A 23,594-nucleotide genomic window follows, 5' to 3' on the forward strand; every position below is an offset into this window, starting at 1 on the left:
GAATTTATAAAACCCTCTCAGGAGGGTTTATTTTTTTACCACTCTTTCAGTTTTATTAGGAGTGGCTTTTTTATTTTAAGCAAATATTTATTGGGAGGTGTATTAGAGAAAATACGGTTGACAAAATTAGAAATAATAAATTTATTAATATTAAAAAAGTAGAGGAGAATCTAAATTATGAAAAAATCATTTAAATCAATCTTAATCAGTAGTGGAGTAGTTTTAGCAGCAGTTTTGTATTTATTAATTGCAGCAAATACAGTAATAGCAGCAGATCAAGTTTTAAAAGTTGGTGCAACAGCAGGCCCTTTTGCTCAGATACTAGAGGCTGTGCAGCCGATTTTGGCAGAAGAAGATGTAGAGCTTGAAATTGTTGAGTTTACAGACTATGTAACACCTAATTTAGCATTAGCAGATGGTAGTTTAGATGCTAATACTTTTCAGCATATACCATATTTTGAAAGATTTAAATCTGACCGCAATTTAGACTTAGTATCAATTGCAAAAACAATTGTAATTCCCATTGCTATTTATTCTGATAAATATGAATCATTAAATGAAATTCCTGAGAACTCAACTATAGCTATTCCAAATGATCCAACAAATGGCGGCAGGGCCTTACTATTATTTGAAAAAGCTGGTTTAATAGAGTTAGATGATTCAGCAGGTATCAATGCCACCATTTTAGACATCGAATCTAATCCACTTGATTTAAAGTTTCACGAGGTTGAGGCAGCCCAAACAGCTAGAGTTATACCAGATGTAGCCGCTGCAGCTGTTAATTCAAATTATGCTCTTGATCTTGGAATGAATCCGAAAGAGGATTCTATCTATATTGAAGATGGTGACTCCCCTTATGTTTGTATAGTGGCAGTAAGGCCGGAAGACGAAGATAATCCTATAATTAAGAAATTTGTAGAAGCCTATCAATCTGAAAAAATACGAACTTTCATTAATGAAGAATTTGACGGAGCAGTTATCCCAGCATTTTAACAGCCTCGAAAATATTAAATATGAAGGAGTTATATTATGCCAGAATTAAATAAAAAAATAAACAATTTTAGTGATTCAGTTATTAGAAGAATGACCAGAATTTCAAATAAGTATGATGCAGTTAATTTATCTCAGGGTTTTCCAGATTTTGACCCACCAGAAGAGTTGAAAGATGCTTTAAAAGAAACTGCAGCTGGTAGTATACACCAGTATGCAGTTACCTGGGGTGCTTCTAATTTCCGCAAAGCTCTAGCTGAAAAACAGTCAAAATTTATGGGTTTTGAAATTGATCCTGAAAAGGAAATTGTTGTAACCTGCGGCAGCACTGAAGCGATGATGGCCGCAATGATGACAGTCTGTACACCTGGAGATAAAGTAGCAGTCTTTTCTCCATTTTACGAAAATTACGCTGCTGATGCAATTTTATCAGGAGCAGAACCTATTTATGTCAATCTTAACCCGCCAGAGTTCAATTTTGATCCAGAGGAATTAGAAGAGGCGCTAAAGCAGGGAGTCAAAGCTTTAATTCTCTGCAATCCTTCTAATCCAACTGGTAAGGTGTTCACCCGTTCTGAACTGGAAACCATTGCAGAACTGGTAGAAAGATATGATGTTTTTGTAATTACTGATGAAGTTTATGAACATATTATTTATCCTCCAAATAAGCATCTATATTTTGCTTCACTGCCGGGAATGTTTGAAAGAACAATTTCCTGCAGTTCTCTTTCTAAAACCTATTCGATAACAGGCTGGAGGCTTGGATATTTAATTGCACCTGCTGAAATAACTACTGCTGCCAGACAAATACATGATTTTTTAACAGTTGGAGCTGCAGCACCACTTCAGGAAGCAGCAGTTACTGCACTTAATTTTGATGAAAAATATTATAAAGATTTACAAAAATCATATCAGGAGAAAAAAGAATTTTTCTTAAATGGTTTAGATAAGATTGGGCTTAAATATACTGAGCCACAGGGAGCATATTATGTAATGGTTGATATTAGTGAATTTGGCTTTGATGATGACCTTAAATTCTGTGAATGGTTGATTAAAGAAATTGGGGTAGCTGCAGTTCCTGGATCCAGTTTTTTTAAAGATGACATTAATCATTTGATCCGTTTCCATTTTGCTAAAACCAAAAAGACACTGGCTAAAGCTTTAAAAAGATTGGAAAAACTGCCGAGTAAAGTTAAAAAATAAATTTAATTTAAGGGAGTGTGTGAATAAATGCATATTGTAATGGGATCTCCAAATAGATATCTGCAGGATAAAAATGTTTTAGCTAGAGCTGGAGAACATATTGCTCCATTAGGGAAAAAAGCTCTACTTGTTGGTGATAAGACTACACTAGAAGTGGTCAGAGAAGACTTCCAGAATAGTTTAGAAGAATACAATATTGAATTTAAAGAGGAAGTTTTTGGGGGAGAAGTAACTAAAAAAGAATCTCAGCGCATAGCTGATTTAGCGGCAACTGAAGATTTTGATTTAATCATAGGGATTGGAGGAGGTAAAGCTATTGATACTGCCAAGGCAGCGGCGGCTTATGCTGATCGAAAATTAATAACAATTCCAACTATCGCCTCCAATTGTGCTGCCTGGACTCCCCTGTCAGTTTTTTACGATGAAAAGGGGAGTTTTGAAGAATATATTATTTTCCAGAACAGTCCGGCATTAGTTTTAGTAGATACAGCAGTTATTGCTGATTCTCCTATAAACTATTTTAAAGCAGGCATAGCAGATACAATTGTTAAATTTTATGAAGCACGTGCATCTGCTGCTGATAAAGAGAAAAATGTTCCCACTAGAGCAGCTTTAAAAATTTCAGAAGAGTTAAAAGATGTTCTTTTTGAATTCGCTGTTCCAGCAGCAGAAGATATGGAAAATAGACAGGCAACTAAAGCTGTAGAAAAAGTTGTAGACTCCATAATTTCTTTGGGAGGAATGGTAGGTGGTATAGGTGGTGATAACTGCCGGATTGCTGCTGCTCATGCTGTTCATAATGGTCTAACAGTTCTGCCTGAGACTCATGATCTGCTCCATGGTGAAAAAGTTGCTTTTGGTACTTTAGTTCAGCTTGAACTTGAGCAGCGAGAAGAAGAGTTTTATGAGCTTTTACCTCTTTTAATAAAATTAGAACAGCCTGTCACACTCAAAGATCTTAGTTTAGAAAATACAGCTGATGCACAATTAAAAAAAGCAGCTGATAAAAGCTGTGCTCCAGAAGAATCTATTCACAATTTACCATTTGAAGTCAAGGCAGAGGCTGTTTTTAAAGCAATTAAAAGTGTTAATCTCAAAGCAGAGGCATATTTAAATAATAGATCTTAAATTTATCCTGGCTCTTTTTTAAATCTCCTTGTTTTATTAGAGCTAAAATGTTAAAATTTGATAGACGACGAAGTTAAAATATCAAACTTTAACATACAGGAAGGTGTAGAAATGAAAGATAATTTTATTACAGATTTAAAAAACACGGGCAAAAAAGGAATAGAGGAATTAATCTTATATTTAGAAGAAATTGATTTTTATAAAAAACCTGCAAGCATCAGACATCATTTAAATATAACCGGAGGTCTTTTAGAACATACTGAAAATGTTAAAAGGGAATATCTAAAATTAAATGAGGAAACACAGGCTGGTATTCCTAGAGAAAACATTATTATTCAGGCTTCTATCCATGATTTAGAAAAATGTTTTGCTTATACATCAGAGATGCAGCATACTATTACCGAAGGTCAGAATAACTTTTTAAGAAGTTTGGTTAGAGATAATATGGACTTATACAATACTTATGGTTTAGATAAGTTTGTAGAAAATAAGGAGTTTATAATCTCTAAAGAATATGCAAGTGATTTGATTAAGTGGTTTAAGGATGGAAGAAATATTGCCCCTCCAGATGTAAGAAGTGACTGGAATTATAATGAAAATAATCTGCCTTTAAATCATTCTCTACGGGCTGTTTTAGAGGCCACAAAATTTATTGAACTTGAGGAAAGAGATATACTGGCAGTTACTTATCATATGGGACCTTATGGCCCCTTTGATGAAAGAAAAAGATCGAAGGCTGAGGAACTCTATCCTGATGTAAGACTGCTTCATCTGGCTGATACTATAGCGACTAAGAAAGAAGACATAGAAGAGTCATTAAATAACAATAAGAATTAAGAAGTTTATGATTCGAGAAAAAGACAATAGGAGATAGGATATGTATAAATTCACAGTTAGATTTAGCAGATTATTTTTCGGCTTATTTCTTTATGCCCTTGGGATAGTTGTAACAATGAGAGCAAATATTGGTTTTGCTCCCTGGGAAGTTTTCCACAAAGGGTTAGCAAATATTTCTGGCTTGACAATTGGTAGAATATCTATAATTGTCGGCTTTATAATTTGTATTATTGCAATTATGATGGGTGAAAAGATGGGATTGGGAACTTTTTTTAATATGCTGATGATCGGTATCTTTATTGATATGATTATGGTTTTAGATTTCGTTCCCCAAATAAATTCATTTTATTTAGGAATACCAACTTTATTTTTGGGTTTGCTAATTATTGCTACTGCAACTTTTTTCTATATGTCATCTGGATTTGGCGCAGGACCACGAGATAGTTTGATGGTTGCAATTGAAAAAAAGACTGGATTTAGTTCAGGAGTTTCTAAGGCAATGATTGAGGCAGCTGTAGTATTATCAGGCTGGCTTTTAGGTGGCCCTGTTGGTTTAGGCACTGTTATTGCTGCTTTCGGAATTGGATTTTGTATAGATCTTATTTTTAATTTGTTTAGTTTTAAAGCATCTGAGGTAGAACACGAAACATTTTCTAAAACTTTTAAGAAAATTTTGGGGACAGTTAAATAACAAGTTGATTATTAATTCCTTACCTCAGATAAAATATCTGGGGTTTTAATTTTAAATAAATCCTTATTTAGCTGTTTATTAACTAATTAATAGATAGAAAAGAAGGAATGGTAGATAGTTTACTGAAATAAATGAAATAGATAATTTTTTAAAAAGGAGCAGATATATATGAAAGATAAAAAATATAAGATTGCGATTATTGGTAGTGGACCAGGAGGATATGTAGCTGCAATCAGAGCTGGACAGCTGGGAGCCGATACTGTTTTAATTGAAAAAGAAGCCCTGGGAGGTACCTGTCTCAATTGGGGCTGTATACCAACTAAGGCTTTTGTCCGTTCAGCAGAACTTTTTGCAGATATTCAAAGAGCCGAAGATTTTGGAATAAAAGTTGAAAATGTTGAAGTTGATTTTCCGGCAGTTGTCAAAAGAAAAAATAAGATAGTAAAGCGTTTGGTTAAAGGTATTGACCACCTACTTAAAAAAAGTGGTGTAAAACGTTTAAGTGGTAAAGCTTCATTTATAGATAAAAATAAACTGCAGGTGGAGACTGAAGCTGGGATAAAAGAGATTGAAGCAGAAAATATAATTATTGCAACTGGTTCTAAACCGATCCAGCTGCCAATTCCTGGAGCTAAACTGGATGGGGTTTTAGACAGCAGAGCTGCCCTAGATTTAGAGAAACTGCCTGAATCAATGGTGATTGTTGGTGGAGGAATTATAGGAATGGAGTTTGCTTTTATTTATAGCAACTTTGGAGTTGATGTGACAGTTGTTGAATATTTAGATCAGCTCGTTACAGGTGTTGATCAAGAGATTGCAAAAGAATTAAACCGCTCTGCTCGCAGAAGAAAAATATCTATTAAAACCGGAGCTGAGGTAAAAGAAATTAGAAAAACTGAAGCTGGATATAGTGTAATTTACAAGAGAAGGGATAAAGAAAAATCAGTTGAAGCTGAGAAAGTTTTAATGGCTGTTGGCCGCCGTCCCTACCATCAGGGTCTTAAGGCTGAAAATATAGGAGTTGAAATCACAGAAAAACGAGGTGCAGTAAAAGTTAATAGTAAACTGGAAACGAATGTAAAAGGTGTTTATGCTATTGGTGATGTAACTGATAAGGTGCTGCTGGCCCATGTTGCTTCTCATCAGGCAGTTATTGCAGTTGAAAATATAATGGGCAAAAATAAGGAAATGGATTATTCGGCTGTACCTGGAGCTATTTTTACCTCACCTGAAGTTGGAACTGTTGGTTTAACTGAAGAAGAGGCTAAAGAAAAGGGAATAGATTATCAGATTGGAACATTCCCCTTTGCTGCCAGTGGTAAGGTAATGGCTATGGGAGAAAGAGAAGGAAAAATAAAGATTATTTCTGACAAGGAAAACAATAAGATAATAGGAGCAGCTTTAATTGGAATTGAGGCAAGTGATTTAATTGCAGAACTAACTTTAGCTGTAAGGTTGGGCTTAACTGCTGAAGATCTGGCAGAAACTATCCATGCTCATCCAACTACAGCAGAGGTTGTCCATGAAGCAGCTTTAGATATAATTAGTAATTCGATTCATGCTTAAGAAAATATATAGAAGGGATTTAATTATGAAAAAGAATTTAAATCTATTATTTTTTAGTGCTACAGGAAATACAAAAAGTTATCTGAGGACCATTGCTTCAAAATTAAGTGAAAACTACATAGAACATGACATCACAAAGGTTAAAGATCGAAATGAAAAAATAGAGTTTTCGAAAGAAGATCTTTTAATTGTTGGATCACCAGTATATGCTGGAAGAATTCCAGAGTTTTTAGTAAGTTTTTTCAAAAAAATCAAAGGAGATAATACACCTGCGGTTTTTGTTGTAACATATGGAAATCGTGATTACGATGATGCTCTTCTAGAATTGAAAGATACTTTTGAAAAAAATGGGTTTAGAGCTATTGCTGCTGGCGCATTTGTTGGAGAACATTCTAACAGTAAAAAAATTGCCGGTGAGAGGCCAGACCAAAAAGATTTATTTTTAGCTGAAAATTTTGGGATTCAAATCAAGAAAAAAGCATTAAAAGATAATGAAGTTGGGATTGATAATGTGCTGAATATTAAAGGTAGCTACCCATATAAAGAAAGACATGATAGTCCTGATTTTGCTCCAAAAACAACAGATGACTGTATAAATTGCTCTGTTTGTGCTGAATCTTGTCCAACTAATGCAATTTCTTATAATGATTTTAGTAAAATTAGTAAAGAGAAATGTATCACCTGCTGCAGCTGTATCCAAAAATGTCCTGTTAAGGCTAAGTATATGGATCATCCTCATTTCAAAGAAATTACTAATTATTTAATTGAAAATTTTGCTGATACGAAAAGTGAAAATGAAATTTTTGTTTAGTAATTACATTTAAGACATTTGTCCGGTCCTATTTTTTCTAATTCTTAGTATTTCAAATTAATCTATTATTTGTCATTATCAGAATCAAAATATTCAGGATGATATTTTTCTATTAGCTTCCTATACTGTTTGATAACAGAAGCTCCTCGACCTGTCATATGTTTGATCTGGGTTATGCTTATACCACGTCTGATAAGGAATTTAACGCGTTCATAATCCTTGATATATCTATCAACAGCATTTAATGAGTGATCTGTTTTTCTGGCTATATCAGGTGGCTGAACCTTTTGCTCATACAGCTCTATTATTGCTTTTTTATGAGTAGTTCCACGACCCATATCCAGTATATAACCTTTAAGAGGTAACACATCATCATGAGTATCATGATATTCGCCAATACGCTTTGAAATAGTTACTGTAGAACGGTTCATTATCGCTGCCAGTTCTTCGACAGTTAGCATAGTTCCCTGCTTTTTAGCAGCCTTAGTTAACCTGGCAATACGAATAATATCATGTTCTGTTTTAGATACATTCTGTCTTTTTAGTTCTATATCTTCCTCTGTAACATAGGGAAGTTCAATAACTTCCTGTTTGTATTCTTCACGCTTTTGACCCAGTTTTGGCTTGTTATTCTGCTCAGAAGTAGCAACCCAGCTTAGACTGCCAAACTGATTAGTCTTTTTGCGAGGATGATATTTATACTCTAATTCAACTATATCATTAGCTATTAACTCCAATATTTTATGGCTGCCAAGTAGTTTGTATTCACTTTCTAAAAGCTCAATAATAGCCTGTCTGAATGTCTTTTTATCGAGATTAGCAAAAGGGTCCTGTCTCATTTGATGACCCCCTTTTTTGCCTCAGTTTTTACTGAAGCTTTTTCTTCGGCTATGTTAACTATGTCAGCAATACGCTCTTTATACTCAGAGCTATTATATTTAAAATACAGTTCGGTATATTCTTTAACTAATCTTTCTGAGATACCGACTATATGAGCCGTTTCTTTGATTGAAAGTTTATTCTTTATTGCAAGCAATACACGACCAAAATCATTGATATATCGCTTAATTGCTCCAGGAGAATGCCTGGTTTTTCTCTGTATTTCAGAGTAGGTATTATATTCAAGATATAGTTTGATTATCTTAGTTTTATTAGATACTCCAGGTCCTATATCCTGATATGTGCCTCGGGTTTGAACATTAAAACCCTGAACTTTAAGTTTTTTGATATCACGCCTGATAGTTCTGGGAGATACCTCAAGTATATCAGCCAGATCTTCCTGGGTTAGAAGACCCCCCTGGTCGAGTGATTCTTCTGTCATTCTCAGTATTTTAACTCTCCTGAGAGCAGATTTATTCTCTATTCTAAAGAGTGTTTTATCCTCTTTGGTTATTGATTTAGTCAGGGTTACCTGAACCTTTGGTAAATCTTCTAGAACTGGACCGTGTTGTGCCTTTTTAGAGATTACAGTCTTAACTATTTTATCTTTATTTTCATGATATGATGGATCATAATGTTTAAGTTGGTAGACTTCATTAGCAGCTTCTACAATTGCTTTTGCTTCACGAGGTGAATATTCAAATAGTTCTTTAAGAATATATTCAAATTGACTATCTAAAGTTTTAACTTTTACACGATCAAGTTCAGTTTTAGGCATTGATTGTCCCCCTCTTAACTATATATTATATCAAATTCTTTTGTTAGTCGAACTTAATTAGGGGAGGACAAATGTCCTTATTTACTATTATTAAAAAATATTGTGTTTTATTATTAATCTTGAGGTTAGTTATAGAAGAAAATGCTATTTAAAAGAGATTAGGGTTTAGATTCTATCAAACTAATTAAAAGAGGTGTTAATAATGAAAACAATTGCAATTGATAATTATGGAGATAAAAATGAATTGAAGGAAAAAGAATTAGAAAAACCAGAACCAGCAGCAGATGAAGTTTTAATTGAAATTCATGCAGCAGCTGTTAATCCGATTGATTGGAAGTTGAGATATGGATATCTGAAAGAAAAGTTTCCTTTTGAATTCCCTATTGTTTTAGGATGGGATGCAGCTGGAATAGTAGAGAAAATAGGAGAAGATATAGATTCTTTCCAAAAAGGTGATCGAGTTTTTGTGAGACCAGAACTTACAAATCGTGGTACTTATGCTGAATATACAACAGCAAAAGAAAAGCTTCTTGCTAAAATACCAGATAATATTAGTTTTAAAGAAGCTGCTGCAGTTCCTCTTGCAGGATTAACTGCATATCAGTGTCTTGTAGATGTTGGTAATCTAGATTCAGGAAACAAGGTATTAGTTCACGCTGGTGCTGGTGGAGTTGGCAGCTTTGCCATTCAAATTGCGAAAAGTTTAGGTGCATATGTTGCAACAACAGCAAGCACCAAAAATGTAGACTTTTTAAAATCTCTGGGAGCTGATGAGGTAATTGATTATAAAAAAGATGATTTTTCTCAGATACTGGAGAATTACGATTTAGTTGTTGATACACTTGGAGGAGAAATCCAGGATAAAAGTTTTAATATCCTTAAAAAGGGTGGTAAGCTGGTTTCAATTGTTGAAGAACCAGATCAAAAAAAGGCTGATGAAATTGATGTTAATGCTGATTTCCACTGGTTAATACCAGATGGTAAAGAACTTACAGAACTAGCTGAAATGATGAAAAATAATAAATTAAAACCTGTTGTAGGAACAGTATTTCCATTTACAGAAGAGGGTTTAAAAGATGCACATGAATTAAGTGAGACCCATCATGCAAGAGGCAAAATTATTATTGAAGTTCGGTCATAAAATCATCATTGACTTTTGTAGAGTTGGTTAAAAGTAGAATATAAGATTTAATTAGGTATAAAATTGGATAAATTTAAAGATTTCAATTAACGATAATTTAACCTCAGAGAAGCTTCATTGTTTAGTAGATAATGGAGGCTTTCTGGGGTTTTGTTTATATTCAATAATTATAAAATTGAAAAATGTCAGAAATATGATTTCTAAAAAAGTTTAATTTAATGAAATTGAAGGTATACTTTTGTTTTAGATGAACTATATTAAATATAGAATAATTATATATCAATAGGAAAATAAATTAATTTATTGTGGGAGGTAATTATGATGGCTGAATTAATGTCAGGGAAAAAGGGTATAATTATGGGGGTAGCAAATAAAAAATCAATTGCCTGGGAGACTGCAGAGAGATTAAAGGCAGAAGGGGCAGAGCTTGCTTTTACCTATCAGAATGAAAAAATTGGAGAAAAAGTTATTCCTTTATTTAAAGAAATTGGAGCCAAAAGTTATCATACACTGGATATCACAGATGATCAGGAGTTTGAGGAAGTTTTTAAAAAGATTGGAAAAGAATTTGGAGGCCAAATAGATTTTATAGTCCATGCAATTGCAGGGGGGCCTAATAAAGAAGATTTAAAAGGGAAATATATGGATACAGCCCGCAGCAGTTTTCTACGCAGTATGGAAATTAGTGTTTACTCTTATGTTAAAGCCCTCCAGCTGGCTTATCCTTTTATGAAAGAAAAGGGAGGCTCAGCAGTTACGCTGACCTATTATGGAGGAGAAAAGGTGATTCCAAATTATAATGTTATGGGAGTTGCTAAAGCTGCCCTCGAATCTTCAGTTAAATATCTGGCTGCAGACCTGGGGCCTGATAATATTAGAGTTAATGCCCTTTCACCAGGACCAATTTTAACCAGAGCAGCCAGCGGTATTTCTGATTTTAGAGCTTTAATGAAAAATTTTAAAGACAGAGCTCCTATGGGAAGATTAGTGGAACAGAAAGAGGTCGCAGCAAGTGCTCTTTATCTGTTGAGTGACTTATCAAGCATGGTAACCGGAGAGATTCTTCATGTGGATGGGGGATATCATACACAGGGATAATATATAAATACATTAAATTTAGATCGCAAAAAAATAGAGATGAATTAATGTATATATAACTTTCGCATTAAAAGTTGTTAAAGCTCATGGTGGACAATTGAATAAAATTTGCATTTCAATTGTAGATAATTCACCCTCAGAGAAACTTCATTTTATTCACTTAATAATGAATCTTTTCTGGGGGTTTTGTTAATTAATTAGTACAGTCAATATTTGTTAAAAAGTTTTTCATAAATAAATAAATAATTGCAAATAATTCTGAAGTGTGATCTTTGGATTTAAAACTTGATGTTAAATGTTATTATTTACTTGAATGAGCAGTGTTTATATTTTATTGTATTTATAAACTATAAATATTTTCAAAAAACTAAAAGTGAATAAAATTATTAAAAATAAACCAGGAGGTTAAAATGGAATTTATTTCGATTGTTGACATTATAGGAACTATAGCTTTTGCAATGTCTGGTGCTCTGCGTGCTATAGAAAAGGAGATGGATTATTATGGGATTGCTGTTTTTGGAATAACTACAGCAGTTGCCGGAGGAACTATTAGAGATATTTTAATAAATAAAGATTTACCCGTTTCACTTGCTAACCCAATTTATCTTATAATCAGTATTTTATCAGCCCTGATAGTTATTTTATTTTATAAAAAGATTATTCGTTTTAATCAAATCTTAAACATTTTTGATGCTGTTGGTTTGGGAGCGTTTACCGCAATTGGCTCAGAGGTAGCGGTTAATAACGGTTATACACAACCATTTATTGTTATAGTTTTAGCAGTAATGACTGGGACAGGTGGGGGTACATTGCGGGATTTATTTGCAAATGAAATACCCTATGTGTTTCACAAAGAAGTTTATGCGGTAGCTGCTATAATTGGATCAGTTTTCTTTATTATAACTTATCGAACTATTGGTAATAATGCGGCTTTGTATACTGCTTTTGCAGTAACATTTTTAATCAGGTTATTTTGTATGAAAAAAGATATTCATTTAAAGAAAGTTTCAAAAGAGGCTTAATTATAATAGAAAGGATGTTTTTATGTCAGATATACTGGAAAAAGCTAAAGCAATTGAAAATTATATTATTAATTTTAGAAGAGATTTACATGAAAATCCTGAACTCAGCGGTGAAGAATATAAAACTCAGGCTAAAATAATTAATGAATTAGATAAAATGGGAATAAAGTACAGGAAAGTTGGTAATACATCATTAGTAGCTACTCTAAAGGGAGAAAAAAGTGGAAAAACTATAGCTTTAAGAGGGGATATAGATGCTCTGCCAATAAATGAGGAGGCAGATGTGGATTTTAAATCTCAAAAAGCTGGAATAATGCATGCCTGTGGACATGATGCTCATACGGCTATGCTGCTAGGTGCTGCAAAAATTTTGTCTGGAATGCAAAATGAAATAGCTGGTGAAATTAAATTTTTCTTTCAGGAAGGTGAAGAAACATTTTTAGGTGCTAAAAAAATAATAGAAGCAGGTGAAATGGAGGGAGTTGATGCCTGTTTTGCTATGCATGGAATGCCAGAATTAGAGACTGGGTATGTTAATATTGAACCAGGATATAGAATGGCAGGTAGTGACACTATTTATGTTAAGTTTGAAGGAGTGTCAGGACATGGATCAGTGCCACATCGAGCTAAAGACACCATTCATCCTGCCAGTACTTTTGTTACAGATCTGCAGGGAATAGTAACTAAAAATATTGATGCTCAAAAGCCATTAGTTCTTTCAGTTGGTAAATTTGTTGGAGGAACAAAGGCAAATATAGTTGCTAAATATACAGAACTTGATATTACTATGAGATATTTTGATTCTGAGGTCAGGAAAAAAGCTCATCAGGCAATAAAAAGGCACGCGAAAGCAATTGCAGATGCTTATGAACTTAAGGTGGATATAAAAATAGAGGATGGCACTCCCAGCCTTTATAATGATGAAAGCTTAACAGTTTTAGCAGCTCAATCTGCAAAAAAAGTTTTTGGAAAGAGTAAAAATAAAACTATACCTAAATATATGGGATCAGAAGATATGGCTTATTATTTTCAGCATGCTAAAGGAGTATATGCATTTATTGGGTATAGAAATGAGAAAAAAGAAGCTGTATATTTTCCCCATCATGAAAAGTTTAAGCTTGATGAAGATTATATGAAATATGGTACAGCATTACATGTACAGTTTGCTCTTGATTTTTTAAAGAACAGTGCAAGTTGATTTTCTAAAAGAGAGGAATGATACAATGAAAGAATTTCATAACCAAGAAAATAAATATGTCAAACAAATTGTACTGAAAGTTAGAGACTTAAATAAATCACTGAATTTTTATCAAGAAATATTGGGCTTTGAAGTTTTAGAAAAGGCAGCAAACAAAGTTTTATTAACAGCTGATGGATCAACCCCAATTATTACTTTAACTTCTTCCGATAAAATAATTAAAAAACTACCAAAAAGAACCGGCTTATATCACTTTGCAATTTTGCTGCCGGAGAGATTCCAGCTGGGATTATTTCTGAAAAATTTGAGAGAAAATAATTACGATATAACAGGTGGAGCAGATCATGGTGTAAGTGAAGCAATATATATTAAAGATCCAGATGATAATGGAATTGAAGTTTATTCTGATTTGGACAACAGTGAATGGAATCGAAAAAATGGTCAGATAGAAATGATAACTGATCCTTTAGATTATGAAGACATATTGGATGAAACAGGTGATAGAGTATGGGATGGTATTCCTAAAAAAACAAAAATAGGTCATATTCATCTTCATGTTGATAATTTAGAAAAAGCAGAAGAATTTTATGTGCAGGGATTGGGCTTTGATGTTATTCAGAAGATGGGTAAATCAGCTCTATTCTTATCAACAGGAGGATATCATCATCATATAGGCTTAAATACCTGGAATGGGGTTGGAGCAGATTCACAGCCAGAAAATGCAGCAGGAATGGGATATTTTGTAATTAAATTTCCTGATCAAAGAACCATAAGTGAGACTTTAGATAATCTAAAAAAGATGGGATATAAGGTTATTGAAAAGGAAAATGATATATTTATAGAAGATCCTGCAGGTAACTCTATTAAATTAGTTAATTAATTACTATGGCTGAACTTGGAAAGACAACTATTAAAGTTATTAATAATCCTGAAATAAAACAAAGAAAGGATTTGATCTAATGAATAAGTCAAAGATCGAAATCTATACTAAAACCTGGTGCCCTTACTGTAGAAGAGCGAAAGCGATGCTGAAAAGTCTGGGGCTTGATTATAAGGATTATGATATTACAGATAATGAAAATCTGCAGAAGGAGATGGAAAAGCGGAGCGGCAAAAAAACTATTCCTCAGATTTTTATTAATGGCGAGAAAATTGGAGGTTATGATAATCTAATTGAGCTTGTCAGCTCTGGCGGTCTTGATGATCTGATAGAATTTGAGAGACCAAACTGCAGCGAAAAAGACTGGGATCTTACAGTAATTGGAGCTGGACCGGCTGGAATGACTGCCTCAGTTTATGCAGCCCGAAAAGGCTTAAAAGTTCTGATGGTAGCCAGAGATATTGGGGGCCAGGTGCTGGAAACTGACACCATCGATAATTATCTACCTGAATATGGAACTTCAGGACCGGAACTAATGCAGAATTTTTTAAAACATCTTAGGAACTATAATATAGACACACTTTTTGGAGAAGAAATTACAGATATTAATCCAAAGTCAGAAGGACATATTCTGCTTACAAAAAGTGATAAAAAAATTAATACGAGAGCTGCTTTAATAGCCGCTGGAACTAAAAAGAGACAGCTTGGAATACCAGGAGAACATCAGTTAAAAGATAAGGGTGTAAGTTATTGTGCCACCTGTGATGGCTATATCTATGAAAATCAGCCAGTTGCTGTAGTTGGTGGAGGTAATTCTGGACTAGAAGCAGCGCTTGATATGGCAAAGATAGCAACTGAAGTTTATTTAATTATTAGAGGAGAACAGCTTTCAGGTGATAAAAGTCTGCAGGATAAGGTAAATAACTCGGATAAAATAGAAGTCTGCAAATCATATCAGACAACTGAGATTAAGGGTGAGCAGAAAGTTGAATCGATAAGGATTAAAAATCTTAATACCGGTAAAGAACGCGAACTTAATGTAAAGGCAATATTTATTGAAATTGGTTTAATCCCCAATACAGGTTTTATCTGTGAAGATCTTAAAATTAATCAGGGTAATGAGATTATTATTGATCAAAATAATCAGACAAGTATTGAAGGGATCTTTGCTGCTGGAGATGTAACAGATATTAAAGATAAACAGATTATAATTTCTGCAGCTGAAGGTGCTAAGGCTGCCCTAAGGGCCAATGAATATTTAAGTTAATATGGAGGATTTCAAAATGAAATGGAAAGATATTAGAGATGAATATCCTGATAGTTGGATCCTACTAGAAGCGATTGAAGCTCATTCAGACCATGGAAAACGAGTTGTTGATAAAATAGCTGTTCTTGATAAATTTAATAATAGCGATGAAGCGATGAAAGCTTATAGAGAACTTCACAAGAAGAACCCTGAAAGAGAACTCTATGTTGCTCATACTAAGAATGAAGGTCTCGAAATAGAAGAAAGAAAGTGGTTAGGTGTTAGGGTATGACTTGGAGCTGTTATTGATCTGGACAAAGGAACTATTGGTAAAGAAATTTAATAGAATTAGATGCCAGGCATAATGTCTGGTTATTTTTTTGCCTATGTAGTTTATTATCGAACTATAAATTTAGGTGGACAGGATGAAAAAGGTGTATGAGAAAATTGATAAACATAGAATTGCTAGAACTTTTAGGATAGATCAAATTCAATGACTGCTTTGATTTAATTAAGTTAGTTACTGTGGTATAATAAGCATAACTTAAAGCCAAAGTTGAGGTGAGTTAAGTGAAAGAGTTTAATACAACCGGTGTCTGTATTCCCGAAAAACATTATATGGCTGATGTAAGCAAAAAAATTAAAGAGATTAAAAAAATGGTTGAGTCAGGTAAATATTTTACAATTAATAAACCTCGTCAATCTGGTAAAACAACTATACTTTATCTTTTAGAGAAAAAATTATTACAAGATAATTTTATTCCAATTTTAATTAGTTTTGAAGGAATTGGAGATGAAGTATTTAATAGCGAAAAAGCATTTATTAAAGTATTTATAAATTTAATGAAAAAAGATTTAAGTTTTAAGAATGAGCATAATAAACTAAATTTTGATCAGAGGAAAATAGATAATCTGGATAATTTTGCAGATTTAAATAATTATCTTTTTGAGTTTGTTGATAAAGCAGAAAGGAAAATTGTTTTAATGATAGATGAAGTTGATAAGAGCAGTAATAATCAGCTTTTTTTAAGTTTTCTGGGGGTATTAAGAGATAAATTTATTAAAGCTCAGGCTGACAGAGATAAAACATTTTATAGTGTAATTTTATCAGGGGTACATGATGTAAAAAACCTTAAACTAAAATTAATAGATGATGAAGAACATAAGTACAATAGCCCCTGGAATATTGCCAGTGAGTTTAAGGTTGATTTTGAGCTGGAAGTCGATCAAATTGCTTCGATGTTAAAAGAGTACCAGGAAGACAGGACTATTGACCTGGATTTAGATTATTTTGCTGAGAAAATGCATTATTATACTTCAGGTCACCCTTTTTTAGTTAGTAAACTTGCAGAAATCATTGCAGAAGAAATACTAGCAGATAATGAGTCCAGCTGGAATCAAGAATATCTTGAGCAGGCAGTAAAAATTATTTTAGCAAAAGACCTTCCTAATTTTGATACATTAATTAAAAATATCGAAAATGATAATGATTTAGAAGATATTTGTATAGATTTAATTGTAGATGGTAGAAAAATCACTTATAATTTGGATAATCCAACAATTGAAAAGGGAGAGCTATACGGTATTTTCAAAAATGATGACGGTAGCTTAAAAATCCATAACAGAATCTATGAGCAGCGAATATACAACTATTTGATATCCAAAATAGAAAACTCAATGGAAAGTGATGCTTTTGATTTCAGAGACAGTTTTATAGATAATGGCCAGCTGAATCTAAAAGCAGTACTGGAGCATTTTCAGGTTTTCATTAAAGAACAATATAGTGATCGAGATAGAGATTTTTTAGAAAGAAATGGGCGCTTGATTTTTCTTGCTTTTTTAAAGCCAATCATCAATGGTAAAGGATTTGATTTCAAAGAAGTACAGATTTCTCAAGAAAAAAGACTTGATGTAGTAATAACTTATGTTGAACAGAAATATATAGTGGAATTAAAAATCTGGCGGGGAGAAGAGTATCACCAGCGAGGACTGGAGCAGCTTGTTGATTATTTGGAAAGCCAGAATATGGATCAGGGTTATCTTTTGAGTTTTAATTTTAATCAGAATAAGGAATATAAGAATCAAGAACTGGAAGTAAAGAATAAAAAAATCTTTGCTTACTGGGTATAAATAAAATGGTGCCCCCGGTAGGAGTCGAACCTACGCTCAAGGCTTCGGAGAGTTTTGTCGAAGTTCCTTATATTAGCATCTTTTCTTATAATCCCTGTCATAACAGCAATCTAGTGTTGGAAATATCCCATATAGTTGTAAATAACTGTATATTTTACTGCGGTATTTAACGGTGGCTGAGGCTCACTGCGGTGAAATCACGGTGGAAAATAGAATAAAATTAGCATCTCAATTGGAGATTATTTACCCTCAGAGAAACTTCATTTTGTTCAGTTATTGATGGAGTTTTCTGGGGGTTTTTGTTACTTCGGAAGAAATTATTTTTATCACTTATTTGACAAAATATTTATAATGTGTTTTAATATAGGAAAGAAAATAATTCTGTTGTCTAATCTCATCTGAGAGCGGGGGACCCAATTTTTGGGGCGAATCTATTTTTAGAAGAAGACCTTTACTTCTAGCCCGACAGCTAACTCCGTAGACTTTAAATAAGGGACAGACGTGATGCCACCATTATATTCTATATTATGGTGAAATTTATCTATGGCACTACAGTCTATCTGTAGTGTTTTTTTGATTTTATAGAGTTTTGATTTATTTAATAAATACATAGATTTGTTTTGAGAGGAGTAGGGAGAATGAAGATCAGCAAGAAAAATTTAACCCCGGCACAGTACTTAGTCTTTGGTTATTTTATTATTATCATGCTGGGTTCAATACTTTTAATGATGCCAATAGCGACAACAGATGGGCAGGGCTTAAATGCAGTAGATGCAGTATTTACAGCCACATCTGCCACCTGTGTGACAGGTTTAATTGTTGTTAATACTAAAGAAGCCTTTACTCATTTTGGTTCAACAGTTATTATGCTTTTGATCCAAATTGGTGGATTAGGTATCATGTCAATGTCTACCTTATTTGCCTTTATAATTGGGAAAAAGATTAGTTTAAAAGAAAGATTAATTATTCAGGAAGATTTAAATCAGTATCAGATTTCAGGTATGGTGAGACTGGTTCAGTATCTGCTTGGTTTTACCTTTGCAATTGAGGGAACTGCTGCAGTTATCTTATTTTTCCGTCTGGTTGAGGATTATCCTGCAGGGAGGGCAATTTATCTGGCTATTTTCCATGCAGTATCTGCTTTTAATAATGCTGGTTTTGATCTTTTTGGAAACAGCCTGGAGAACTTTACCGGTGATATAACAATTAACTTTGTTATTATGGCCTTAATTATTCTCGGTGGTATAGGTTTTGGAGTTATGGTCGAAGCTTATAATAGAGTCAGGTTTAAAAAATCAACTCTGCAGACAAAAATAGTACTTATAATTACTTTAGCCTTACTTATCTTTGGCTTTATTATCTTTTTTGTTTTAGAATATGATAATACTCTTGCTGGTTTACCACTTCTTGATAAAACACTGGGAGCAATGTTTTTATCTGTAACACCAAGAACAGCAGGTTTTAATACAGTTGCAACCGGAGCTCTAAAACAGTCTTCACTCTTTATTATCATTATCTTAATGTTTATTGGTGCTTCACCCGGCTCGACCGGTGGAGGTATCAAAACAACTACTTTTGGAGTGATGCTTGTTACCTTAAAAAACATGATAACAGGTAAAGAAGATATGGAAGTATATAACCGCCGCTTTGAAAAAAAGATCGTCTATGAGGCTTTTACTATTACAATGCTGGCTGCTGGGCTGGTTGTACTGGTAACTACGCTTTTATTAGTGATCGAAGACTTTCAATTTATTGATGTTTTATTTGAGACAGTTTCTGCCTTTGGTACAGTGGGACTTTCAACAGGAATTACCGGGCAGCTATCTGATATCAGCAGGGTTTTAATCACTATCACGATGTTTGCTGGCAGAGTTGGTCCACTGACACTGGCGCTTGCCTTTGGTGAAAGGGTAAGGAAAGGAAAATATCATTATCCGACAGAAAAAGTAATGGTTGGTTAATTTAGATAGGGGGAAAATAAATGAAGCAGTTTGTTGTTGTAGGTTTAGGAAGATTTGGAGCCAGTGTTGCTACTACTCTGGCTGAAAATGGACATGATGTATTAGCGATTGATCGTGATCCAGAAAAGGTGCAGGCAATCAGTGCTGATGTAACTCATGCTGTAGAGGCTGATGCTACTGATGAAGAGGCCTTAAAAACATTAGGTGTTAGAAACTTTGATGTAGCGGTTGTAAGTATTGGAGATAATGTTTCAGCAAATATATTGTGTACTTTAATCTTAAAAGAGCTTAACTTGCCTTATGTAATAGTTAAAGCACCTGATAAATTACATGGCAAAGTTTTAACAAAAGTTGGTGCAGATAGAATAGTTTATCCTGAGCGTGATATGGGAGCAAGAATTGCTCAGAATCTTATCTCTTCCAATGTTTTAGATTATATAGAGTTTGCTCCAGAATATGGAGTAATAGAGATTCTTGCCAGTGATAATATGGTCGGTAGAACTTTAAAGGAACTTGAATTGAGAGCCAGCTTTGATGTTAATGTAATGGCAATTAAAAGAGGGGAAGAACTATACATTTCGCCGGGAGCAGATGATAAAATTGAAGCTGGAGATAAATTAGTTTTAATGGGGAAAAATGAAAATCTGGATAAAATGAGAGATTTCGGCAATTAAATCTGTTTTTTTAAGGGAGTGTAAATTATGAATATAAAGACTTTAAAAGGGAAAATACTCCTTGGTTTTGCAGTCATGATCTTAATTTTGGCAGGGGTTGTTGGCTGGAGTATATATAACTTTGAAACACTTTCAAATGCAATTAATGATATTTTAGTTGAAAATTACCGCAGTATAAAAGCAAGTGACAGTATGGTTGAATCAATAGAACGCCAGGACAGTGCCTTATTGCTGCTTTTAAGATCTACTGAAGAACAGGGACAGGAAATCTTCAGACGCAATGAAAAAGAATTCTATACCTGGCTGGCTAGAGCAGAAGATAATATCACCATTGAAGGTGAGGGTGCAATTTTAGAAAAAATCAATGAAAAATATTTTGAATTTGTATCTAATTTTGATCAATTCTATAATGCAGAAGAAGATCAGCGCTGGCAGATATATAATCAGCAGTTGCTTCCAAGTTTTAATGAGATAAAAAATGATATTCGAGAACTAAGAGAAATAAACAGACAGGCGATGGTTGATGCGCAGGGCAGTGCCAACAGTAGAGCCAATCAGGCAATCATCTATACAATCGGACTGGCTTTACTAGTTACTGCATTTTCATTAATTTTTGCCTTTTATCTCACCAAACAGATATTGAGGCCAATTAAAGAATTAGAAAAAGGGATTAAAGAAGTGGCTGCCAGAAATTTTCAGCGTAAAGTTGAAGTGGCCTCTGAGGATGAAATCGGTGTGCTGGCAGATGAATTTAATGAGATGATTTCCAAACTAAAAGAATTTGAAAAATTAAATGTTAAAAAGCTGCTGATGGAGAAAGAAAAGTCAGAAGCTGTAGTAAATAATTTGAGCAGTCCCTTAATAGTGACAGATAAGGATCATAAGATTGTTTTAATCAACGAAACAGCTAAAGAACTATTTTCACTGAGGGAGGATGTACTTGGCACGCACTTTTTAGAGGTTATTAAGGCAGAAGAGATTTTTGAATACATTAAAAATCCTGAAGCTAAAGAAGAGAAAACCTTTCTACTAAAAAAGAACGATAAAAAAAGACATTACAGGATTTCAACCAAACAGGTAATTGATGAAGATGAAGAATATCAATTTACAGTTACTCTATTAGAGGATATTACCCGCTTAAAAGAAATTGATAATATGAAATCTGAGTTTGTTTCAACTGTATCACATGAGTTTAGGACCCCGCTGACTTCAATGAATATGGGGCTCAGCATGGTAATTAACGAGGATACAGGAGAATTAAATGAGGAACAGAAGGAACTGCTGGAAGCAGCCTATGAGGATGTTGAACGATTAACTGAGTTAGTAAATGATCTGCTTGATCTCTCTAAGATTGAATCAGGTAAAATTGAAATGGAATTTGATAAGGTAGATGTCAATGATATTATTGAAAAAACTCTTAACCCCTTCCATAAACAGGCGGAGGAAAAAGAAATTGAGCTCAAATTCAAACAGTCAGAAGATAATGTTTTTGCTTATGCCGATCCTTCAAAAATAAGCTGGGTGATTTCTAACCTGGTTGGAAATGCACTTCGCTATGCTGATGAAGGAAAAATAGAAGTAGATGCAGAAATAAAGGGTAGAAGGGTTCTAGTATCAGTAGCAGATAATGGACCAGGTATTCCAAAAGAATATCAGTCTAAAATATTCGAGAAATTTGTCAGAGCCGGCAGTGATAAAGAGGAAAAGAGTGGAACCGGTCTCGGCCTTGCTATTGCAAAAGAAATTATTACAGCCCACAATGGTCGGATCTGGGTTGAAAGTGAAGAAGGAGAGGGCTCTACTTTTTCATTCTACATCCCAAGATATGGCTATCAGGAGGAAAATAATGAGTAAAATTTTAGTAGTAGATGATGAAAAAAATATTAGATTAGTTGTTGGTAAAAGTCTGGAAAAGGCAGGTTATGCTGTGGATTATGCTGTAGATGGAGTAGAAGCGGTTGATAAAGCTAATAATATTAGTCCAGATCTTATTTTACTTGATTTAAGGCTGCCGAAGATGAATGGTTTTTTAGTACTTGAAGCTTTAAAAAGTGATGCAGCTACAGAGGAAATACCGGTTATTATATTGTCTGCTTTATCTGAAGAAGATGACGTGCAAAAGGCAATTTCTTCAGGTGCTGAAGACTTTTTAGTCAAACCAATCAGTCAGAGTGATTTACTGGCTGCTGTAGAAGAAAGTATTATGGAAGAAGGAACAGGACAGGAAGAAATAGAGGGGGAAGATAATAATGAAAAATAAAGTACTGGTTGTTGATGATGAAAAGAATATTCGTTTGACTTTAAAGAAAGCTCTTTCGAATGCAGACTACGAAGTTGAAACAGCTGTTAATGGAGAAGATGGGCTGGCAAAATTAAAAGAAGAAGAAATCCCGGTTGTACTGCTTGATATGAAAATGCCGGGAATGGATGGCATCCAGTTTTTAAAAGAAGTAACAAATAAAGAAATTGAGACAAAGGTAATAATGATTACAGGTTATGGGAGTGTAGAAACAGCGGTTGAAACTCTAAAATTAGGTGCTGTTGACTATCTGCGTAAACCATTTAAACCAGAAGAAATTATTAATATTGTTCAGGATGTTTTTGAACGCTATAAGGTTGAAAATAGTGAAAAAGAAGTAGAAAGTTTTGAAGAATATATTATGCTTGCTAAAAACGCAATTAATAAACGAGACTTCTCAAAGGCAAAAGAAATGCTGCAGCAGGCCACTTCTCTTGACTCTGAAAAGCCTGAGCCATTTAATCTGCTGGGAATAATTTATGAGATGCAGCATAAGCAGGGAGAAGCAATGAAGATGTACAGAGCTGCTCTGGCACTTGATCCTGGCTATAAACCGGCAAATGAAAACATTGAAAGGGCAGGAGAAAGTATGGGCTCCATTGACTTAGATGATGTTAACTTTGGAGATGACGAGGAGGAAGAATAGATGTTTATTGTTATTGTAGGCTGTGGCCGCACCGGTTCTCTGCTTGCTGGAAAACTTTCTCGTTCTGGTAACGAAGTTGTTGTTATAGAACAAAATCCAGATTCATTTGCTCTGCTGCCGGTTGACTTTTCAGGTTTTGAGATAGAGGGGGATGCAGCTGAAAGTGATGTTTTGATTGAAGGTAAAATAGAATCTGCTGACCTTTTAATAGTTAGTACCGGCAATGATCAGATTAACTATCTTGTATCACAGATGGCCAGGGTTAATTTTGATGTACCCAGAATTATGGTCAGGACTATAGACCCATCAGTGGAGAAGATGTATGAAAAAGAAGAACGTTTTGAGATATTTTCTCAGATATCTCTTTTGGCTGAAAACATGATAAATAAAATTGAGCGAGAAGGGATGAGGTAATT

Annotated in this window: 23 protein-coding genes and 1 riboswitch; of the genes, 21 read left to right on the plus strand and 2 right to left on the minus strand. The window is 34.0% G+C overall.

Annotation, left to right across the window (positions count from 1 at the left end):
• Window positions 1-177 precede the first annotated feature (177 nt).
• From ACZ446_RS04340 to ACZ446_RS04370, 7 genes are all read left to right on the plus strand, one after another.
• Window positions 178-993 carry a MetQ/NlpA family ABC transporter substrate-binding protein gene (locus ACZ446_RS04340; protein WP_464393908.1) on the plus strand — a complete coding sequence of 272 codons (816 nt, stop codon included), beginning with the start codon at window positions 178-180 and terminating at the stop codon, window positions 991-993.
• A gap of 36 nt (window positions 994-1,029) precedes the next feature.
• Window positions 1,030-2,193, plus strand: a complete 1,164-nt coding sequence (locus tag ACZ446_RS04345) for a pyridoxal phosphate-dependent aminotransferase (RefSeq protein ID WP_464393909.1) — start codon at window positions 1,030-1,032, stop codon at window positions 2,191-2,193.
• A gap of 27 nt (window positions 2,194-2,220) precedes the next feature.
• Window positions 2,221-3,321 (plus strand): iron-containing alcohol dehydrogenase family protein, encoded by a 1,101-nt coding sequence (locus tag ACZ446_RS04350; protein WP_464393910.1) that lies wholly within the window; start codon window positions 2,221-2,223, stop codon window positions 3,319-3,321.
• A 111-nt stretch (window positions 3,322-3,432) separates the two neighbouring features.
• Window positions 3,433-4,158: an HD family phosphohydrolase gene (locus ACZ446_RS04355; protein ID WP_464393911.1), complete on the plus strand. Its 726-nt coding sequence runs from the start codon at window positions 3,433-3,435 to the stop codon at window positions 4,156-4,158.
• A 40-nt stretch (window positions 4,159-4,198) separates the two neighbouring features.
• Window positions 4,199-4,849, plus strand: coding sequence for a YczE/YyaS/YitT family protein (locus tag ACZ446_RS04360; protein WP_464393912.1), 651 nt, complete (start codon window positions 4,199-4,201; stop codon window positions 4,847-4,849).
• A 168-nt stretch (window positions 4,850-5,017) separates the two neighbouring features.
• Entirely contained in the window at window positions 5,018-6,415 is a 1,398-nt protein-coding gene (gene lpdA, locus ACZ446_RS04365; protein WP_464393913.1) for a dihydrolipoyl dehydrogenase, read from the plus strand.
• Window positions 6,416-6,440: 25 nt separating this feature from the next.
• Complete coding sequence (locus ACZ446_RS04370; RefSeq protein ID WP_464393914.1) at window positions 6,441-7,226, plus strand: EFR1 family ferrodoxin; 786 nt, start codon at window positions 6,441-6,443, stop codon at window positions 7,224-7,226.
• Between the two features lie 65 nt (window positions 7,227-7,291).
• Here ACZ446_RS04370 and ACZ446_RS04375 read toward each other — a convergent pair whose 3' ends face one another.
• Both ACZ446_RS04375 and ACZ446_RS04380 read right to left on the minus strand, forming a co-directional pair.
• Entirely contained in the window at window positions 7,292-8,065 is a 774-nt protein-coding gene (locus ACZ446_RS04375) for a DUF1670 domain-containing protein (protein WP_089720900.1), read from the minus strand.
• Window positions 8,062-8,883, minus strand: a complete 822-nt coding sequence (locus ACZ446_RS04380) for a DUF1670 domain-containing protein (protein WP_464393646.1) — start codon at window positions 8,881-8,883, stop codon at window positions 8,062-8,064. Before ACZ446_RS04380 ends, ACZ446_RS04375 begins: the two co-directional genes overlap by 4 nt.
• A 202-nt stretch (window positions 8,884-9,085) precedes the next feature.
• On the opposite strand from ACZ446_RS04380, the gene ACZ446_RS04385 reads away from it, so the two are divergent.
• The 14 genes from ACZ446_RS04385 to ACZ446_RS04450 all read left to right on the plus strand — a co-directional run bounded on the left by ACZ446_RS04385 (window position 9,086) and on the right by ACZ446_RS04450 (window position 23,592).
• Window positions 9,086-10,024, plus strand: coding sequence for an NADP-dependent oxidoreductase (locus ACZ446_RS04385; RefSeq protein WP_464393915.1), 939 nt, complete (start codon window positions 9,086-9,088; stop codon window positions 10,022-10,024).
• A 321-nt stretch (window positions 10,025-10,345) separates the two neighbouring features.
• Entirely contained in the window at window positions 10,346-11,122 is a 777-nt protein-coding gene (locus ACZ446_RS04390; RefSeq protein WP_464393916.1) for an enoyl-ACP reductase FabI, read from the plus strand.
• A 410-nt stretch (window positions 11,123-11,532) separates the two neighbouring features.
• Entirely contained in the window at window positions 11,533-12,144 is a 612-nt protein-coding gene (locus ACZ446_RS04395; RefSeq protein WP_464393917.1) for a trimeric intracellular cation channel family protein, read from the plus strand.
• A gap of 22 nt (window positions 12,145-12,166) precedes the next feature.
• Complete coding sequence (locus ACZ446_RS04400; protein WP_464393918.1) at window positions 12,167-13,342, plus strand: amidohydrolase; 1,176 nt, start codon at window positions 12,167-12,169, stop codon at window positions 13,340-13,342.
• 25 nt (window positions 13,343-13,367) lie between these two features.
• Window positions 13,368-14,222 (plus strand): VOC family protein, encoded by an 855-nt coding sequence (locus tag ACZ446_RS04405; protein ID WP_464393919.1) that lies wholly within the window; start codon window positions 13,368-13,370, stop codon window positions 14,220-14,222.
• 79 nt (window positions 14,223-14,301) lie between these two features.
• Window positions 14,302-15,489 carry a glutaredoxin 3 gene (gene grxC / locus ACZ446_RS04410; protein ID WP_464393920.1) on the plus strand — a complete coding sequence of 396 codons (1,188 nt, stop codon included), beginning with the start codon at window positions 14,302-14,304 and terminating at the stop codon, window positions 15,487-15,489.
• A gap of 16 nt (window positions 15,490-15,505) precedes the next feature.
• Window positions 15,506-15,760 (plus strand): hypothetical protein, encoded by a 255-nt coding sequence (locus ACZ446_RS04415; RefSeq protein ID WP_464393921.1) that lies wholly within the window; start codon window positions 15,506-15,508, stop codon window positions 15,758-15,760.
• Window positions 15,761-16,038: 278 nt separating this feature from the next.
• Window positions 16,039-17,598, plus strand: coding sequence for an AAA-like domain-containing protein (locus ACZ446_RS04420; protein WP_464393922.1), 1,560 nt, complete (start codon window positions 16,039-16,041; stop codon window positions 17,596-17,598).
• A gap of 375 nt (window positions 17,599-17,973) precedes the next feature.
• A riboswitch (cyclic di-AMP (ydaO/yuaA leader) is annotated at window positions 17,974-18,097 on the plus strand.
• 139 nt (window positions 18,098-18,236) lie between these two features.
• Window positions 18,237-19,559 (plus strand): TrkH family potassium uptake protein, encoded by a 1,323-nt coding sequence (locus ACZ446_RS04425; protein WP_464393923.1) that lies wholly within the window; start codon window positions 18,237-18,239, stop codon window positions 19,557-19,559.
• A 20-nt stretch (window positions 19,560-19,579) separates the two neighbouring features.
• Entirely contained in the window at window positions 19,580-20,233 is a 654-nt protein-coding gene (locus ACZ446_RS04430) for a potassium channel family protein (protein ID WP_108142510.1), read from the plus strand.
• 27 nt (window positions 20,234-20,260) lie between these two features.
• Window positions 20,261-22,087, plus strand: a complete 1,827-nt coding sequence (locus tag ACZ446_RS04435) for a HAMP domain-containing sensor histidine kinase (RefSeq protein WP_464393924.1) — start codon at window positions 20,261-20,263, stop codon at window positions 22,085-22,087.
• A complete protein-coding gene (locus ACZ446_RS04440) occupies window positions 22,080-22,493 on the plus strand; it encodes a response regulator transcription factor (protein WP_108142514.1) in 414 nt (137 codons plus the stop codon). Before ACZ446_RS04435 ends, ACZ446_RS04440 begins: the two co-directional genes overlap by 8 nt.
• Window positions 22,483-23,178, plus strand: a complete 696-nt coding sequence (locus ACZ446_RS04445) for a response regulator (RefSeq protein WP_076544500.1) — start codon at window positions 22,483-22,485, stop codon at window positions 23,176-23,178. The genes ACZ446_RS04440 and ACZ446_RS04445 overlap by 11 nt, the downstream gene beginning before the upstream one ends.
• Window positions 23,179-23,592 carry a potassium channel family protein gene (locus tag ACZ446_RS04450; protein WP_076544501.1) on the plus strand — a complete coding sequence of 138 codons (414 nt, stop codon included), beginning with the start codon at window positions 23,179-23,181 and terminating at the stop codon, window positions 23,590-23,592.
• The last annotated feature ends 2 nt before the right edge of the window (window positions 23,593-23,594 follow it).

The organism is Halanaerobium sehlinense (genome assembly GCF_055379485.1).